This window comes from Sulfurospirillum diekertiae (genome assembly GCF_002162315.1).
Classification (GTDB): domain Bacteria; phylum Campylobacterota; class Campylobacteria; order Campylobacterales; family Sulfurospirillaceae; genus Sulfurospirillum.
Window position 1 is genome coordinate 1,182,465 of sequence record NZ_CP021416.1, and the last position, 17,436, is coordinate 1,199,900.

17 protein-coding genes are annotated in these 17,436 nt (G+C 37.0%); 7 read left to right on the plus strand and 10 right to left on the minus strand.

All coding sequences use genetic code 11. The features are described 5' to 3' along the window. The first annotated feature begins 61 nt into the window (after window positions 1–61). From Sdiek1_RS06000 to Sdiek1_RS06025, 6 genes are all read left to right on the plus strand, one after another. Complete coding sequence (locus tag Sdiek1_RS06000) at window positions 62–721, plus strand: 5-formyltetrahydrofolate cyclo-ligase (RefSeq protein WP_238099183.1); 660 nt, start codon at window positions 62–64, stop codon at window positions 719–721. Continuing rightward, complete coding sequence (gene rny / locus Sdiek1_RS06005) at window positions 627–2,183, plus strand: ribonuclease Y (protein ID WP_087438356.1); 1,557 nt, start codon at window positions 627–629, stop codon at window positions 2,181–2,183. The genes Sdiek1_RS06000 and rny overlap by 95 nt, the downstream gene beginning before the upstream one ends. Before the next feature lie 57 nt (window positions 2,184–2,240). Further along, window positions 2,241–4,046, plus strand: a complete 1,806-nt coding sequence (locus Sdiek1_RS06010; protein ID WP_087438357.1) for an ABC transporter ATP-binding protein — start codon at window positions 2,241–2,243, stop codon at window positions 4,044–4,046. Continuing rightward, complete coding sequence (locus Sdiek1_RS06015) at window positions 4,024–4,695, plus strand: lipid-binding SYLF domain-containing protein (protein ID WP_238099185.1); 672 nt, start codon at window positions 4,024–4,026, stop codon at window positions 4,693–4,695. Before Sdiek1_RS06010 ends, Sdiek1_RS06015 begins: the two co-directional genes overlap by 23 nt. A gap of 8 nt (window positions 4,696–4,703) precedes the next feature. Further along, window positions 4,704–5,267 (plus strand): DedA family protein, encoded by a 564-nt coding sequence (locus tag Sdiek1_RS06020; protein ID WP_087438358.1) that lies wholly within the window; start codon window positions 4,704–4,706, stop codon window positions 5,265–5,267. A 243-nt stretch (window positions 5,268–5,510) separates the two neighbouring features. Continuing rightward, the gene (locus Sdiek1_RS06025; protein WP_087438359.1) at window positions 5,511–6,170 is read left to right on the plus strand and encodes a LexA family transcriptional regulator; all 660 of its coding nucleotides are present in this window, start codon (window positions 5,511–5,513) and stop codon (window positions 6,168–6,170) included. Window positions 6,171–6,179: 9 nt separating this feature from the next. On the opposite strand, the gene Sdiek1_RS06030 is transcribed toward Sdiek1_RS06025, so the two are convergent. The 5 genes from Sdiek1_RS06030 to Sdiek1_RS06050 all read right to left on the minus strand — a co-directional run bounded on the left by Sdiek1_RS06030 (window position 6,180) and on the right by Sdiek1_RS06050 (window position 11,209). Further along, the gene (locus tag Sdiek1_RS06030; protein ID WP_238099186.1) at window positions 6,180–7,001 is read right to left on the minus strand and encodes a bile acid:sodium symporter family protein; all 822 of its coding nucleotides are present in this window, start codon (window positions 6,999–7,001) and stop codon (window positions 6,180–6,182) included. 229 nt (window positions 7,002–7,230) lie between these two features. Continuing rightward, window positions 7,231–7,725, minus strand: a complete 495-nt coding sequence (locus tag Sdiek1_RS06035) for a peptidylprolyl isomerase (protein ID WP_087438360.1) — start codon at window positions 7,723–7,725, stop codon at window positions 7,231–7,233. A gap of 63 nt (window positions 7,726–7,788) precedes the next feature. Next, on the minus strand, window positions 7,789–8,955 hold the full coding sequence (locus tag Sdiek1_RS06040; protein WP_151897981.1) for a hypothetical protein: 1,167 nt from the start codon (window positions 8,953–8,955) through the stop codon (window positions 7,789–7,791). Beyond that, entirely contained in the window at window positions 8,952–9,944 is a 993-nt protein-coding gene (locus Sdiek1_RS06045; RefSeq protein WP_087438362.1) for a PQQ-binding-like beta-propeller repeat protein, read from the minus strand. Before Sdiek1_RS06045 ends, Sdiek1_RS06040 begins: the two co-directional genes overlap by 4 nt. Beyond that, entirely contained in the window at window positions 9,920–11,209 is a 1,290-nt protein-coding gene (locus Sdiek1_RS06050; RefSeq protein ID WP_087438363.1) for a hybrid sensor histidine kinase/response regulator, read from the minus strand. Before Sdiek1_RS06050 ends, Sdiek1_RS06045 begins: the two co-directional genes overlap by 25 nt. A gap of 197 nt (window positions 11,210–11,406) precedes the next feature. Between Sdiek1_RS06050 and Sdiek1_RS06055 the strand changes: the two genes are divergently transcribed. Further along, window positions 11,407–12,033 (plus strand): response regulator transcription factor, encoded by a 627-nt coding sequence (locus Sdiek1_RS06055; RefSeq protein ID WP_238099188.1) that lies wholly within the window; start codon window positions 11,407–11,409, stop codon window positions 12,031–12,033. Here Sdiek1_RS06055 and Sdiek1_RS06060 read toward each other — a convergent pair. From Sdiek1_RS06060 to Sdiek1_RS06080, 5 genes are all read right to left on the minus strand, one after another. Further along, complete coding sequence (locus tag Sdiek1_RS06060) at window positions 12,014–13,753, minus strand: EAL domain-containing protein (protein ID WP_238099190.1); 1,740 nt, start codon at window positions 13,751–13,753, stop codon at window positions 12,014–12,016. The genes Sdiek1_RS06055 and Sdiek1_RS06060 overlap by 20 nt on opposite strands. Window positions 13,754–13,816: 63 nt before the next feature. Next, window positions 13,817–15,034: a sensor histidine kinase gene (locus tag Sdiek1_RS06065; protein WP_087438364.1), complete on the minus strand. Its 1,218-nt coding sequence runs from the start codon at window positions 15,032–15,034 to the stop codon at window positions 13,817–13,819. A gap of 93 nt (window positions 15,035–15,127) precedes the next feature. After that, entirely contained in the window at window positions 15,128–16,180 is a 1,053-nt protein-coding gene (locus Sdiek1_RS06070; RefSeq protein WP_087438365.1) for an FIST signal transduction protein, read from the minus strand. A gap of 82 nt (window positions 16,181–16,262) precedes the next feature. Then, window positions 16,263–16,742, minus strand: coding sequence for a Cys-tRNA(Pro) deacylase (gene ybaK / locus Sdiek1_RS06075; RefSeq protein WP_087438366.1), 480 nt, complete (start codon window positions 16,740–16,742; stop codon window positions 16,263–16,265). Beyond that, complete coding sequence (locus tag Sdiek1_RS06080; RefSeq protein ID WP_087438367.1) at window positions 16,739–17,353, minus strand: hypothetical protein; 615 nt, start codon at window positions 17,351–17,353, stop codon at window positions 16,739–16,741. Before Sdiek1_RS06080 ends, ybaK begins: the two co-directional genes overlap by 4 nt. Between the last annotated feature and the right edge of the window lie 83 nt (window positions 17,354–17,436).

Below are 17,436 nucleotides of genomic sequence, written 5' to 3' on the forward strand. Positions count from 1 at the left end.
TATCCTTTTTTTATATTATAAAGGATATTATTGTAGTCAAACAAGCCTTAAAGTGACAACAATGCAAAAAATTAAGTTTGAAACAAAATCAGAATTTCGCGCTTATGCAAGAGCAAAACTCTGCGCAGTTCGCAATAGCTATAAGCGTGATAAAATAGTGGAAAAAAATATTTTGAGCCTCTTAAGTCACCTTAAAATTCGCTCTGTTTTGCTCTATGCTCCATTGCCGATCGAGTCCAATATAAACGGTGTTATCGCTACATGTAGACGAAGAAAATATAAGGTCTATGTTCCGTTTATGGAAGGCGTCAGTTTCAAGATGGTAAAATGGAGATTGCCTTTAAGTAGAAAAAAATTTAACATTGAAGAGCCTAAAAATTCTTTTGCTGTTAAACCAAAAATTGATTTTGCGATAGTGCCCGTCATAGGGGTTGATGGGGCATTCAAAAGAATTGGTTTTGGAAAAGGGATGTATGATCGATTTTTCGAGTCTCTTGTACCAAAACCTCCAATAGCATTTGTTCAAAAGGAGTTTTGTATGACACAAAGCCTTTTATCAGAAGAACATGATATTGCAGCAGATATTTATTTAACCCCTTATAAAACTATTATTAAAAGAGGGAAAAATGGTCTTAGAGTCATTAGCGGTCGGCGGAGCTGCCGTAGTAAGCGGCGTTGCGGGATTTTTCATCGCCAAAAAGATGGAAGCTGCAAATTATGAGATACACGTTGCCCAAGCAAGGGCCAAAGCGAAAGCGATTGAACATGAAGCGGAGTTAATCCTTAGTAGTAGCAATATTAAAGTGAAAGAAGCCGAATTAGAGGCTAAACGCAAATACGAAGATCGAACGATTACGCTTAAAAAAAGAACACTCAGAAAAATGCTTGACCTTGAGAAAAAAGAGCGTAGTTATAAAGATGAATTCAAAAAAATCACGAAAGAACGTGAAGATTTACAACTGTTACAAGCCAATGCAAACTCATTGTTTGAAGAGGGAAATCAACTAAAAGAAGAGTATAACGTTAAAGTCAATGAAGCGCTTGTGGTATTGGAGCGTTCATCTGGTTTGACTCAAAATGAAGCCAAAGAGATTGTTTTAGCCAAAGTCGAAGAGCAATCACGTGCTGAAATCGCCCATACCGTTAGACGTCTTGAAGAAGAGGCCAAGCAAGATATTAAACGTCGTGTTAACTATATTTTAGCGCAAGCAACAACACGTTTTGCAGGCGAGTTTGCGGCGGAACGTTTGATTAACGTTGTCAATATTAAAGATGATGAGCTCAAAGGTCGCATTATTGGTAAAGAGGGTCGCAATATTAAAACCCTTGAGATGCTTTTAGGGGTAGATATTATCATTGATGATACGCCTAATGCGATTATCTTAAGTAGTTTTAATCTTTATCGTCGTGCTATTGCAACTAAAGTCATAGAGCTTTTGGTTCAAGATGGCAGAATTCAGCCAGCACGAATTGAAGGTATTTATGAGAAAGTCAAAGATGAATTTGACCAAAGCTTGACTGAAGAGGGTGAAAATATCGTTATTGACCTTGGTCTAACGAAAGTTCATCCAGAACTCGTTAAACTCATTGGTCGTCTTAAATTTAGAGCGAGCTACGGTCAAAATGCCCTTGGTCACTCTCTTGAAGTGGCACACTTAGCAGGTATTATCGCGGCTGAAACCGGTGGCGATGTGCTTCTTGCCAGACGTGCAGGCATATTGCATGATATCGGTAAAGCGTTAACCCATGAAACCGCGGGTAGCCACGTTGATTTGGGTGCTGAGATTTGTCGTCGTTATAAAGAGCACGATGTGGTTATCAATGCTATTTTTGCGCATCATGGACATGAAGAGCCAACATCCGTTGAATCAGCCGCTGTCTGTGCAGCCGATACGCTCTCAGCAGCACGACCGGGTGCTAGACGTGAGGTGCTTGAGAGTTTCTTAAAACGTGTTCAAGACATTGAAGATATTGCGAAAAGCAAACCAGGGATTAAACAAGTCTATGCGATTAATGCGGGTCGTGAAATTCGCGTTATTGCCAATGCTAAACTCATTAATGATGATGAAGCGGTATTGCTTGCCAAAGAGATTGCGCAAGAGATTGAGAGCAAAGTTCAATATCCTGGCGAGATTAAAGTTAACGTCATTCGAGAAATTCGCGCTATTGATTTCGCGCGCTAAAAGCTTTTACATGTAAAGGTTTTACCTTTACATGTAATGCTCATTTATGGAACGTTAATGCAGACACTTTACACCTTCAAAACCCTTTTTCATGAAATAAAATACTATAAAAAAGAGCTTATTTTTGCCAATGTCATTGCTTTTTTAGCGGTTCTTGTCAATACTCCTGTCCCTCTTTTGATGCCGATGATAATTGATGAAGTGCTCCTTGGTAAAAAAGGATTTGTCACACAGAGTATCGATGCTCTCTTTGGGCATGCTAATCCTGCTTATGTTTACATCGTTTCTGTATTGTTTTGTGTTGTACTCCTTCGCTTTTTCTTCTTTTTGCTGAACTATTGGCAGACTAAAATTTTTACCATTATCTCCAAAAATATTGCATTTAAAATACGTGAAGTAGTTTTGAGACATTTAAGCCATGTGGCAATGAATCAATTTGAATTCTTTGGCTCAGGCAAAGCTGCCTCTTTGTTGGTAACCGATATTGAGACGATTGATAATTTTTTAGGGGCGTTTGTTAGCCGATTGATTATTTCCGTATTGACCATTTTGGGCGTGGGGGCTGTCTTATTGATGATCCATTGGCAATTGGGGCTTTTTATTTTAGTGCTCAATCCTGTGGTCATCCTTTTTACAACCAAACTTGCTAAAAAAGTGGCTAAGCTCAAAAAAGAGCAGAACCAAGCATTTGAGCTTTTTCAAGATGCCCTTTCAGAAACACTCGACATGTTTGTGCAAATTCGCGCTACGAACAAAGAAAAGCTTTTTTTTGGCCACGTGGAAGAGCAAGCTAAAAACATTAAAGAGCGCTCTATCGTTTTTGGATATAAAAGCGATGGTGCAAGTCGTCTTTCGTTTCTCATCTTTCTTTCAGGCTTTGAGCTTTTTCGTGCCGCGAGTATCTTTGTTGTTGCTTATTCTGACCTTAGTATTGGTGCAATGCTTTCTATCTTTGGTTATCTTTGGGTGATGATGGCTCCAATACAGGACATTTTAAATATCCAATATTCTTACCATAATGCACGTAAAGCATTGGATCGTATCAATGAAATTTTGGCTCTTAAAACGGAAGAGCGAGGTTTACATGTAAAGAATCCTTTTCTGGAAAATCGCACCAATGCCATTGAAGTAAAAAATGTCAGTTTTAGCTATGATGGGGGCAAAAAGATTCTTGAAGAGATTAACCTTTCTATCCCTAAAGGTTCAAAAATCGCTATAATAGGGGCAAGTGGAAGTGGTAAAACGACACTGGCACATTTACTGGTTGGGCTTTACCCTTTAGAAGAGGGTGATATTTTATTTGATGGTATTTCCGTAAAAGAGATTGGACTCGATGTGGTTCGTGAACATCTTTTTTTAGTCTTACAAAATCCGCAACTTTTTAATGCTTCAATGGCTCAAAATTTAATGATTGATGATAAAATAGATAAAGCGTTAGTTCAAAAAGCACTTCAAATAGCACAGCTTGATAATTTTGTTGATGAGCTTCCCGATGGTTTACAGACACAAATCGGAAAACATGGTATTAAGCTCTCTGGTGGGCAGAGACAACGTTTGTCTATTGCCCGTATGGTGCTTCAAAATCCCAACGTGGTCATTTTAGATGAGTCCACATCAGCGCTAGATGTTCACACGGAGGCAAAGTTGTTTAATGCCCTTGAAAACTATCTTGAAGGTAAAACAACCATTATTATCGCGCATAGGCTTAGTACCATTAAAAAGGCTGATTTTATCTATGTGATGGATAAAGGAAAAATTGTCGAGTCGGGAACACAAGAAGAGCTGATGCGACAAGAGGGTGCTTTTTTTGACTATGTGACACAAAATAGAAGGAGTAAAAATGATGAAAAAACTATGGGTTAGTTTAATTGTGGGATTAGTGATTTCCACAACACTCTACGGTTCAGCGGAGGAAAAATTATTGGATTCGTCCAATGCACTGAAAAATATGATACGCGATTCTAAGATAAAAATTCCTCAAAAAGTCTTGGAAAAGGCACAAGCGATTGCTATTTTTCCAGGCACAATTGAAATTAGTATATTTCTTGGTGGCAAAACAGGCAATGGCGTGATGGTGGTACGTCGAAGTGACGGCTCATGGAGCTATCCATTTTTTGTGAAACTCGGCGGAGCGGGACTTGGTTTTCAACTGGGTGTCGAGAAAAAAGATATCTTGATGATCTTTGAAAGCACCGATAGTGTTAAAAAGCTGATGAACAATAAAATTACACTGGGTGTTGATGCTTCTGTTGCCGCAGGCCCTGCAGGGGATAGCGCGGGAAGAGGAAGCGAAGTTGATTTTAAATCAGAAGTGTATACCTATACAAAAACACAAGGTGCTTTTGTAGGTGTTTCATTTGATGGATCCGTTATGAACCATGACTATGATGAAAATATTGAGTTGTATGGCAATAACATAACGCCAGCTCAAATTATTGAGTCTGATGGACTGCTTTCATCGTATGCGATTGAGGATTTTCTCAAAGCTGTACAAAAGCTTACAAGCTATTAAGGATTTTAGTGGAAGATATTCTTAGCTCTCTTACAACGTATGGATATATTATCCTTTTTTTATACTCTTTTGGAGGAGGTATGCTTGCGATTATTGCCGCAGGTGTACTTTCTTATGCTGGAAAGATGGATCTTACAACCTCAATCGTTGTAGCAGCATTTGCAAATGTAATTGGTAGTTCTTTTTTGTTTTACATGGGGCGTTATAATAAAAAAGCACTGATGCCTTATATCAAAGATCATCGAAGAAAATTGGCACTAAGTCATATTTTGATGAAAAAATATGGCGATAAGATCATTTTCCTTCAAAAATTTATCTATGGACTGAAAACATTAGTTCCAATGACAATAGGGTTAACAAAATATCCCCAAACTAAATTTCATATCATCAATACCATCTCTGCTATTCTTTGGGCAGTGATCTTAGGGATAGGAAGTTATAAAATTGGAGATATTTTGATGCGTATTGCCAACTATTTTTCAGAAAATACGATGCTTGCTCCACTGATATTACTCTCAATTATTGGAATAATCTGGTTTTATTTCCAATACGCTACTAAAAAGAAGAACTAACCCGCTTTCCTCTTCAGGAGACTTCACAATACGTGAAGTCTCTTATTTAAAATATCTTATTGCTTAAAATAAGCATCTTTTGTTCAAAACGGTTCATAAATTCATTGTAAACTTTACGGGAGTGACTGATAGTACAGATTAAATTTTTCATAGAAGGCTCCTCAGTTATTAAATTTTCATTATTGTAATAAAATTTTAAAATATGCTATAATAATATTTCAAAATGAAATGTAGGAGGATAAAATGCCAGATATTTTAGCTGTTTTGCATAAAGTTAAAGATATTCTCTCTCAGGAATTAGGTGAGCGCAAGGTATTTGACAAAGATGTGGCGGAAGCGCTTGGAATCAATCAGCTGACACTTGCTACCATGAAAAATCGTGCTAAAATCCCTTATAAAGAGATTTTGGAATTTTGCGCCAAACGTAAGATTTCGATTAATTGGCTTTTATTTGATCAAGTCGTTGAAAGTCTGCAAGCGGAGACTGATAAATTTGCTCGTGTGCATTATTTTAGAGATATTTATGCTTCAGCCGGTGGTGGCGCTCTGAATGAAGAGGAAGAGGGTGAAATGATGTATCTTGATGAGGAAATTGTTCAGAAACTCGGTGGAATTGGCATGATAAAACATATCCAAGCGATCAATGTTCTGGGCGATTCGATGGAACCAACATTGTATACGGGGGATGTCGTATTTATTAACAAAGAGTATACCAATGCTTTAAAATCGGGTATTTATGTTGTCTCAACTCCTGTGGGTCTATTTATCAAACGTCTACAACTTCACGCCAATGGAACGGTATCCCTTGTTTCCGACAATGAAGCGTATGCCCCAGAGATAATCAATGCTGAAGATGTTCAGGTGATTGGCAAAGTGGTTGGAAAATTATCGGCTAATGTATAAAGGAGCGTTTTAGCTTTTTGATGTCTCACATCTCTCTTTGTGTCGTGACCAAAAGCCTGCTAAAATCGCACCAGAGATATTATGCCAAATACTGAAAATAGCACCAGGAAGTGCGCTGAGCGGCGTAAAATATTTAAGTGCTAACGCAACAGCTAAGCCAGAGTTTTGCATTCCAACATCAATCGCAATCGTTTTGCAGATTGTATGGTTGAACCCAAACCATTTTGCTCCTACATAGCCACTCAGCAGTCCTACACTGTTATGAAGGATGATGGCAATGATAGTCAAAAATCCAATCGATGCAATAGCATTTTGGTTGAGTGCTACGACAATGGAAATGACAAAAACAATGGTGATCATTGAAAGCATTGCAAAATAAGATTCATAACGTTTAATCATCGTATGCAAAAAATAATTCAAGATAACACCAAAAATCACAGGTATCGCAACGATTTGTAAAATACTCACAAGCATGTCAACGGCAGGTACAGGTACACTTTGCCCGACATATAAAAGGGTTAAAAGAGGTGTGATAAAAACAGATAAAAGTGTAGACATCATCGTTATGGTAATGGAAAGGGCTACATCACCTTTCGCTAAATAAACGATCACATTAGCCGCAGTTCCTCCTGAAACGACACCAACAAGTATCATTCCTATCAAAAGTTCTGTCGATAAATGAAGCATTTTAGAGATGAAAAGTGCCGCAAGTGGCATACAAATAAACTTTAAAGTTACGGCTATAAAAATAGTTTTAGGTTGTTTTAGAACACGAGCAAAGTCATCTAAATGTAAGGTGATTCCCATAAAAAACATAATGGTTGCTAACAAAGGGGTAATGCTCTCTTTATGCGGTGTAAAAAAATTCGGGTTTCATATAAGCTAAGCAAGAGAATACGATAGCCCAAAAAGGGAAAAGAGAATTAATGCGCCTAATCATAATCTATTCCTTCTAACTAAAAAAATAAACAATGTTATAAAAAGTAGGGAGAATGTGTTTCCTCACACGGTTGAAAGAGCATTACATGTAAAGAGAAAATCTCTTTACATGTAAAAGTTTTTAGAGTTTATCTTTGATTTCGATGGTGATCATTTTATCATTTTGAGTGATACTATCAAACACTTTGAAACTCTCTTTATCCTCTTTAGCGATTGCACCAAAAACGGTGTGAACGCCATCTAAGTGAGGGCAATCAACGAAGCAGATAAAGAATTGACTGCCACCTGTATTGGGACCAGCATGTGCCATAGAAAGAGATCCACGTTTGTGTTTGCTTTTTTGTCCTTTACATTCGCAAGCGATGTTCCAACCAGGACCGCCTGTTCCACGACCGAGGGGACAACCACCTTGTGCCATAAAATTTTTAATGACACGGTGGAAAATGAGTCCATCGTAGAATTTATCGTTAGCAAGTGTTGCAAAGTTTGCAACGGCTATGGGTGTCTCTTCTGGATTGAGCTTAATGACAATATCGCCTTTTTCAGTTTTGATAATGGCGTATTGAAAAGCTGCCAATTGCTCTTTTGTGTAGTCGTATGTTTTGAGTGCGCTCATAGTTAAAGCCCTTTATTATGAAGTTTACGTGGAGATTATAACAAGCCGTTCCTATAAGCTATATTAACTTTTGTGGATGAGTGGTTTCTTGATTAAGAAGCTCAAGACACTTTTGGGATAGGTTGGATTTTCCAAAGGAGGCGATGAGAGGGGGATGCTTTGTAGGAGTTCTAGCTTATCATAGGTTTTAACGAATTCCACTAAAGGTTTGTCTATGGGAAAAAATTGTAAATAATTTGACAATGATTTTTCCCAATCTACGGCAGTATTCATCTCTTTTGCCACTTCTTTAAATTGTGAGAGATAGAGCTTTTTCATAATATTGGCAATGTTTTGTTTACAAATGGAGAGGTTCATATAAGGCTCAATATTGGTAAAGACTTTAGCATAAGCTTTTGTCTCAATGAGCGCATATTGTTCTAGTCCAAAGGTGTTTTTCATCTCTTCTAGTGTTTGAACGAGGGCATAATGACTCTGTAATTGAAACTGATCTTGTGTTTTGACTGCCTGAAAAAGCATATTATGTTCGATTTGGTGTTCAAGGATAATTAAAGCTTTAGAAACTTCTTTAAGCCGAATGGCTTGATTTTGGTAGGGTTTAAATTGATATAAAAGATCAGCTAAAATGAGAGATTGTTTATAATTTTTCTCTTCCAAATAGCGGAGTGTTTCTTGTTGTAATCGTTCACCGACTTGGAGGACTTTTTGATACAAAGAGGTAGACTCTAAAAAGTGATTTTGCGCTACCAACCGGAAATAGAAGGTAAAGTTTTTCTCTTTAACAGAATTTTCTGCCATTGTAAAAGTGCCAGAGCGTTTGAGCATATTTTCGATGATGGTTTTTTTCTCTTCGACTTCCTCAAAGGCTTTTAAATTCTCCTTGGCTGCTTCTTTATTTAGAAGAGGTTCTCGTGCTAAAAGTATTTGTGCTTTTTGGAGGCTTTTGTTCCAAAGTGCTTCCAACTGAGCAAATAAAGAGCTTTTCCTCAGTTCTGGTTTTAGGGTTGCTAAAGAGTAAGCAGGTGCATAACTCATACTTCTGATATAGCGTTGTAGGGACATTAAATCAGGTTGTAACGACTCTATTTCTGCAAATTCAAGCTTACATTTTGGGTGAAATAAAAAAGGCTCAGCAATAATCTGTGCTTGTTCAATCTCTCCTCGAGAGAGAAGATTCATGATGGTCTCTTTTTCTTCCAGCCAATACTCATAGATTTTTTTTAGTTTCACGATGTGACAATTAAAAAAATATTTTTTTGAAAAATAAGACATGCTTCTTTGATCTGCCTGAGTTTAATATAGGTGATGAATTGTTCTTCGTGCTCTCTGTGATTAAAGAAAAGAATTTCACCTGTTTTAAATCCCATAATAAAATAGTTTTGGGTTCTGCTAAGAGTCGTAACACCATAGTAGGGCAATTTAACTTGGTATAAAATATCAAGCGTTTTGACATAGACTGCAAAGAGCAAAGACTCTCTGGTTCCAACATAGACAAATTTTTTGCTGTGTGAGAGCACCATGACTGAAGGCCAGACATTTTGATCTAGCACCATCTCTTGGAGAACTTTGCCCTTTGCAAGATCGATTTTAATAATTTTTCCATTGCGTGTGATCGCAAGCAGCGTTTGGTCATCAACAAAGAGCATCATTTCAATGACACTGTCAATTTTCTGTTTAAATACAACCTTAAAGCTATTGGTTTTGTAAACAACCAACTCATGTGAAAAAGAAGCATAGGCAGATAGATGATACTCTTCAGAAAGTGTTACAGCGCTAATGGAGTCGCTTGCAATAGGAAGATTGGCTTGAATAGTGCCATCTTCCGGACTTAGGATATAACTACGTCCTCTCTCGTTGCCAGTAATGAGTAAAAGATCATTTTCGCTAAAGGCAGCTTTGGTCACGACATCATGTTGATTGTAATGAAAGGTACTGAGGGGAACTATTTTAGATTGCGTATCAATGACATATTCTGTCCCTTGCTGTGCAAAAGAGATATAGGCTAGATTTTTACCCACCGTAAAAGGCCGTTTGTAGTAGTCAAAAAGATCGTTTTGTGGCAGAACTGAAAGGGGTGCATTTTTGATCACTTTGAGTTCATTGAGGTCTATTTTATGCAAATGGCATTGGTTATCAATGATTTGTAATGTCGATTCATTAACGATACTTGCAGCGGAAATCGCTGTATGAAACGTTATCTCTCTTGAACTTGGCAGCATAATTCAAAATCCTCTTGTTTGACGATGCAAATGATATAGCGATTAGGTTCATATTGACTAATTTTGACAAGCACTTCAAGCAGATGCCCAATGGATGGGATAATGCCTTTAAAAGTAATATCACCATCATAAGGCCAATTGTTTTTAATAGCTTCAATACTATTAAAATAATCCATCTCTTCAAAATTGACTAATTCAGAGAGATGAAGTGTGTGTGTCGTCAGTTTTCCAAGTAATGTTTCATCGACATGATTATTAACAATCTCTCCAAAGCGTGTATTGTAGTTCTCAAAATGAAGATCGTCCAAAAGGAGAGCTGAAGCAAAAGGAATCTGTTTTAAAAGGTCATTTTCTTTGACATTTATGGCACGTTCGATATTTTCTTTAGTCGTTTCTTCATTGTGTTTATAAAGTTCCGTAAGATCTTGCGCAATACTGATAAATTTGATAAATTCACCCTTAGCATCTAAGATGGGAACAATGGTTTTATAATTGTAAAGAGGGGTTAATGCACGTGTTTGATTGATAATCAGCCCTTGCCATGTTTTTTTAGCAAAGAGAGAATCCCAAATATCTTTGTAGATTGCTTTGTTCATGGAAGGATGGTAGAGTACGTCGTATTTTTGTCCGATAATCTCTTCTTTACTATAGCCTGTTGCTTTACAGAAATTCTCATTAACATCAGTTATAATGCCGTTTTTATCCGTCAAGGAAACAATCGTTGCTTTATCGAGAGCCTCTTGATATGCCCTAAGCAGAGAGTCTTTCAAATCAATGGATTGTGATTGAATATGCGCTATTTTTTTAAGTTTTTGGTTTGTGATTTCAAGTTCATTTTTATAGTGGTTGAGCTCTTGTTCATCATGAATATGTTTAACAATTCTATGTAAGACTCTCAAAATTTGCTCACTTTGGAGAGGTTTTGTGATGAAATTATCCACATTCAGATTGATGAGTTTAATCAGATAGTCACTTTCATTATGAGCAGAAGTAACAAGAATAGGCAGTGTGGGATAGAGCTTTTTAATGTTTTCAATCATCTCTATACCATTCATCAGTGGCATTTTGATATCGGTAATGACAAAGTCATAATGCATAAGAGAGAGTTTTTGTAACCCTTCTTCTCCATTGGACGCTAAATCAACTTGTGTAAAAATATCACTGAGGAAAAGACACACCTCTTCACGAAGAGCAAGGTCATCTTCGACATATAATACTTTTAGCTCTTTACTCCAAGCAACTAGCTGATCGATTTGGTTTTCCATTACAGCGCTCCATACGGATTTTATGGCTCTATTATATACTTTTGAACGTTGTATTTGAGTTGTTTTTTTGCTATACTTATCTTAATTACAGGCTATTAATAGACAATTTACTCATTGAGGAAAAAAAATGAGCGAACCGTTATCTTTACTTCTCGTGGAAGATGATATTTCTCTAAAAGAAGAACTGAGTATTTTTTTTGTCAGATTTCTTTGATACGATTGATGCCTTTGGCTCTGCAGAAGAGGCATATGAGCGCTATTTAACGTCTACGTACGACCTTATTATAACCGACATTGAACTCCCTAATCAAAATGGTCTTAGTTTAGTTGAAAAAATTAAGAAAAAAAATCCTTCACAAATTGTGATTGTCATCTCTGCATATAAAGAAGTGGATTATTTTCTTAAAAGTATTGATCTAGGTATTTATTGTTTTTTAACAAAGCCTTTTGATTCTCAGCTTTTGATCAATACGATGATCAAGGTCACCAATCAATTACATCGACAATACACAAAAAATGATAGCACTACCGTTGTTATATTAGACAAAGGGATTAGCTTTGATTTGAAGACAAAATGTTTACATGTAAAGGGTATTTTACAAGAGCTTACGACCAAAGAGGAGCTTTTACTTTCTCTTTTAGTCAAAAATGCCAATTCGTTTGTACGTAATGAACAGCTTTGTCAAGAAATATGGCAAAGTGATGAGGTCAATAATTCGACACTACGTGCCCTTGTAAAGCGTGTACGCGATAAATTAGGGTATGAAGAGTGTATTGTCAATCTTAAAAACAGAGGCTATAAACTTACTGCTCATGGTGTATAGGTAATTTTAGAGGTGCATTAAAAAAATAACCTTGAGAATATTCAACCCCTAATTGTTTCACCATTTCAAATTCTTCTTTAGTGGATACAAATTCTGCAATGACAGGCATATTCAGCTTCTTTGCCATCGTCGTAATAGACTCAACAATATCTTGGTTTCGAGTGATCGTATCGATATTTTTGATAAACTGACCATCAATTTTTAAAAAATCAACACCTAAATTTTCTAAGCGGTTAAAATTCGAGCGATCACTTCCAAAATCATCTAATGCCAAGAGATAACCCATGTCTTTGAGTATATGTAAATTATTAAGCGGAATTTGGTTGGTATCACTAATGATAATATCTTCTAAAATTTCAAATGTTACTAAAGATGGTTCTATATTGTAGCTCTTCTGTTTTGCCTGTAAAAAATCAATGAAGTTTGAATTGAGCAGATCTTCATTGGTAATATTGAGTGAAAATGCCACGTTTTGCCCAGAGAACGTTTTGTAGGACTTGTTGATCATAAGGCGAGTCAGATTACTCATCAGACCGCTGCGTCTAGCAGCTTCTAAAAAATGAGCAGGTGAGATAATTTCACCGTCATCTTCAATACGTGCTAAACACTCATATTTGACGATTTCGCCTGTTGCATTATCAATAATAGGCTGAAAATAGGGGATAATACGATCATCTTCCATGGCAATACGAAATTTTTGAATCCATTCCGTTTCAATTTTGGTTTGTTTCAAAAAAGCATCATGCGTATTGTAAATGTTATATTGGTTTGGAATACCGCGCATTCTCGCTTCACGAAGTGCGATGCGTGCATTTGGGAGCAGCAATGCAGGGTTCTGTGCCGTAGCTATGCCACACGAGAGTGTAATATAGATAGGCTGGCCTTCATATTCACCAATAGGTGTTTCTCTGAAAAAGGCTTGTATTTGAATGGCTACAAATTCGGGATTGATGATTTGTGGATCAAAAATAATGACAAATTCATCTGAGTTGTAACGGTAAAGATGTACCTCTTTTGAGAGATTGTATTGTAAATATTCACCTACTTTAAAAAGGGCTTCATCGGCGAAGTCTGTACTATAGGTTTGATTGATAAAGCTAAAATTGTCAATATTATAGAGCATAATGGTTAAGGCATGGTCTTGTACAAAAGTATCCAAAAAGTTGTAAAGTACCGTAGCATTTTGAAGTTTAGTGACTTTGTCAATCGTTAAAAATTCATGGACTGTTTGAGAGTTTTGTGCAAGTAGCTGGTTTTGTTCTTCTATTTTTTCTTGTAGTTGGATCTGATTTTTAGCTTTCTCTTGACGTTCTTTGACCAAAGAGGCAACTTTATAAACGGTTTCCATAAGTTGATTAAAGTCGATCGGTTTTAAAATATAGCCATTCACATTGTTGCGGATACTCTCTAAAAAATATTCGGTTTCATTGTGCGCAGAAACAACAATGATGGGTTGTTTGGGATTGATAATTTGAATATTTCTGATAAGATCCATTCCATTCATTTGAGGCATATTAAGATCGGTGATGACAATATCGTAGTTACCTTGATGCTCTTGGTAAAGCATGAGAGCTTCTTTACCATCACTTGCTTCATGAATTTCTCCAAAAAGATCACGCAAAAGAGCAATGGTGTTTTCGCGTAACACAACATCATCTTCCACATATAAAACACGTAAAGGTGATGTCAGGGCAAGAAGGTCACTAAAACTAATTTGCACGGTATTCTCCACAAATTTTTATACTATAGTTTACACCTTTTTGGGTGAATGTCTTCATAACGATTAACCTTCTTTGAGCTTAATGGTAAATTGAGCACCTATTGGCGTATTGGATGCTAGTATTTGACCGCCACAGTGTTCTTCGATAATCGTTTTTGACATATAGAGCCCCAACCCTGTTCCATTTTTTTCTTGTTTTGTAGAAAAATAGGGCTCAAAAATGTGAGGCAAAACCGTTGCAGGTATACCTCCTGCATTATCGGTAATAGAGATGGTTTGCCACGTGTCTTCCGTACCAATTGTAATCTGTATGTTCGGGTTTATGATCTCTCTTTCTTTGATAACGTCTTCCGCATTTTTGAGAATGTTGAGTATCACTTGGGTGACTTCATTGGCGTAGGTAAAAATTTCAGTGGTGGCATGTGTCTCAATATTGATCGTAATGCCATTAATTTCAAGTGCTTTTCCGATGATTTCCAGTGTACGGTTGACAAGCTGAGAGAGGGTAATACTCTCTTTTTGTTTATTGGGTTTGAAAAAATTGCGAAAATCATCAATGGTTCGAGTCAGAAACTGCACATAGGATTCGATTTTGCTCATGGATTCTTCTAAAAAAGCTTTGCTGGCTTCTTGCCCTTCAGCGGTTGAATAATCAAAACGATTCAGCATTATTTTTAGTTTAATGGACGCAGCAACCGTTGAAATGGAACCCAGTGGTTGTCTCCATTGATGGGCAATCATGCTGATCATCTCTCCCATTTGTGCCAGACGAGACTGTTGTAAAATGTGTTTATCTTTTTCTCTATTTTTAGCGACTTCTTCTTCAATGCGTCGTTCAAGCGTTTGATTGATCTCTATGAGTTCTAGGTGGTTTTTACAGGCGCAAACAGCGTTTTCGAGTTTAGATTGAAAGAGCGAGATAATCTCTTGAATGAGATCCATCTCTGCTTTGGTTGCATCAAAAATAAAGACAATCCAATCGTCCATAATCTTTACATGTAAAAGGTATTTTTCATTTTTTTCATTAAAGGTAATGGTGTTATGTTGTGTCAGCGATGATGGCAATATTAAGAGGTCTTGAAATGCTTTTTTACCGTAAAAACAAAGTTGCTTATAGGTGTGTTTTGTTTTATCGTATTCCCAATAAACCGAAGCCAATGCTCCTGTTTTGCGTGAAAATACTTTTAAAAAATGCTCCATCATCTCTGAGAGCTGTAGCGACGTTCCTATGGCACTTACACACTCAAATGTAATTAAAAGTTGTTCATTGAGCTGTTGCATTAAAGACTCCTAAGACAGATAAAGTGTTCAAGCAGAAATGAAGAGGCAAGAACAAAATACCATAAAGATCCTGATACCGATACACGTATCACCTTAGAGCGTACCGACAACGCACGTGTTATTGTAAAATTCTATGCATTCTTGATCGGCATTGGCAATTTCACCAAGGCTAAGAATGCCCCAAATCATCGTTTTAGGAGGATAGGCATCGGTAATAGCTTTGATCTCCTTTTTAAAATCTTGATCTAAAAATAAAAAGCGAGAAATACAATCAACGAGTAGCACCGATTGAATAGATGTATCTTCAATCTCATGGCGAGACATAAGGGCTGCTTCATGTGCTGCATTGAGAATGTCCTCTTTTTCTCCTTTGAGAATAGACAAAACCGAGTTCGAGTCAAGTTTCCCAACCAAAATAATATTTTTCCCATTGGTACTAACGGGTTCTCTCACAATAAAATCTTTCTTATACCGCACAATTCCGAGTGGGTATCGTTGTGAAATCTGGAAAAAAGGAGTTGAGTCAAAATCTATACCACTGTCTTTTTCTATAGCCTCTTTATAGACATCAAAGGCATCTTTAAAGTTGATTTTTTCTAAAATATTGTCATGGCTATTGGTTGCGATAAAAGGGCCAACGAGAGGTCTCCACCCATGTTTGACACCCAAACCAATCGTACTGATGGATGAAAGGATGATAGCATTATTGAGGTAATAGCGTTGCGTGTCAAAGATAACGGGTTCTTGTATCAGGTTTGATTTCCCTGCGCCGCCACCAATTAATTTTGTATTTTTGGGAATAAGTGAGTAAAACTCTTCCAAAAAATCATCAATTCGTGCTGAAAATCCGTCGACAATAGTAAAAATTGAGCAGATATCTTTAGGAGGATCAAATCTTGAAAGATCATTAATATCAATGATTTGCATCGTTGTTGTGGGCTGGAGTTTGGCTACAATGATGCCTTCTGAAAAACTTTTTCCTTTAAAAATAACTCTTGGGAAAATAGCACCACATACTTTGACACCTTCCATTTTTTGGATTTCCAAAAAGGGTGTCTCTTCTGCAATCAGTAAAAGATAAGAGCCTTTTTTAAGCGTCCTTGGTAACTCTTCAACACGCTTAACAAAGGAGATGCTTTCAAACATTATTTTCTCCCAATGTTTTAGTTAAAGCATTGTATATCACAAGTGTGATAAACGCGTTGCAAAATCTTTACATGTAAAAGATTTAATGTTTTGTTAAAGGCTCACATATAGCTTTGGACGCTTGTATTAGGACATCAGGAGAGAGGTGCAGTTGCACACCACGAAGCCCAGCGCTAACATAGATTTTTTCGTGTTGATGAATGGAGGCATCGATAAATGTTGGGTAGGTTTTTTTCATTGCAAGGGGAGAGCACCCGCCACGAATGTATCCTGTAAGCCCTAAAAGTTCTTTGACGGCAACGAGTTCACAGCGTTTTACTCCTGCCACTTTGGCTAACGCTTTGAGGTCAATCTCCTCAGCAGCGGGGATACATGCAACGATAATATGTTTTGCATCATCTCTGGCAACCAGTGTTTTAAAGACACATGCAGGATCGACACCTAATGATGCCGCCGCGTGTGTCGCACTCAAATCTTCTTCATCGACTTCATACGAAGTCATCTCGTAAGGGAGTTTTAGCGTATCTAAAAAACGTGCTGCATTGGTTTTTTTTAGGCTCATTTTTCAACTTTTTTGTAGGTAGTTTTAACCCCTAGAAGGTTGGTTTCAATAGTTTTGTCACTTGTAATATAAAATGTAACGCCTGTGTTGGTTGTGGTGTCTATGACATTAATTTTAGTATCATCAATATCGTATTTTACCATCGTTGTGATATTGAGTGCTTGGACTTTATCTTTAGCAAATTCAATATCGCCCACCGGTAAGAAAATATTTTTTCCTTGAGGTCGCCATTTGCCAATTAATGGGTTTGGTGTTTCATGCAGTGCAATTGCCAAAATAACAACACCGATGAATAGACAAACACCACCTATAATGATTTTTGGGTGATGTTTAGGATTCCAGTCCCGCTCTTTCATGCATTGGCTCATTTTTTTCAAAACAGATTCACGTGGGATCTTTTGTCTCGGTTTTCGACGAGGTTCTTCATTGATATTTGGACGCTCGAATGCGCTCTCTTCCACCTCTAATTGACGAAAAAATTCATCTTCTTCCTCTTGGTTTAAAGGGTCTTTTAAAACGCGTTTTTTCTTTCTAAGCAGTTTATCGGGATCCATATAATCAAGTGTCGCATCTTCTTTAACTTCAAAAAATTTCATAAATTTAGAAAACATTATATACCTTATGTGTTAGTCTTTTTGATTAAAAATTATAGCACTAGAACCTTTTAAGGACGATGAGAGAACTGAAAAAGCTT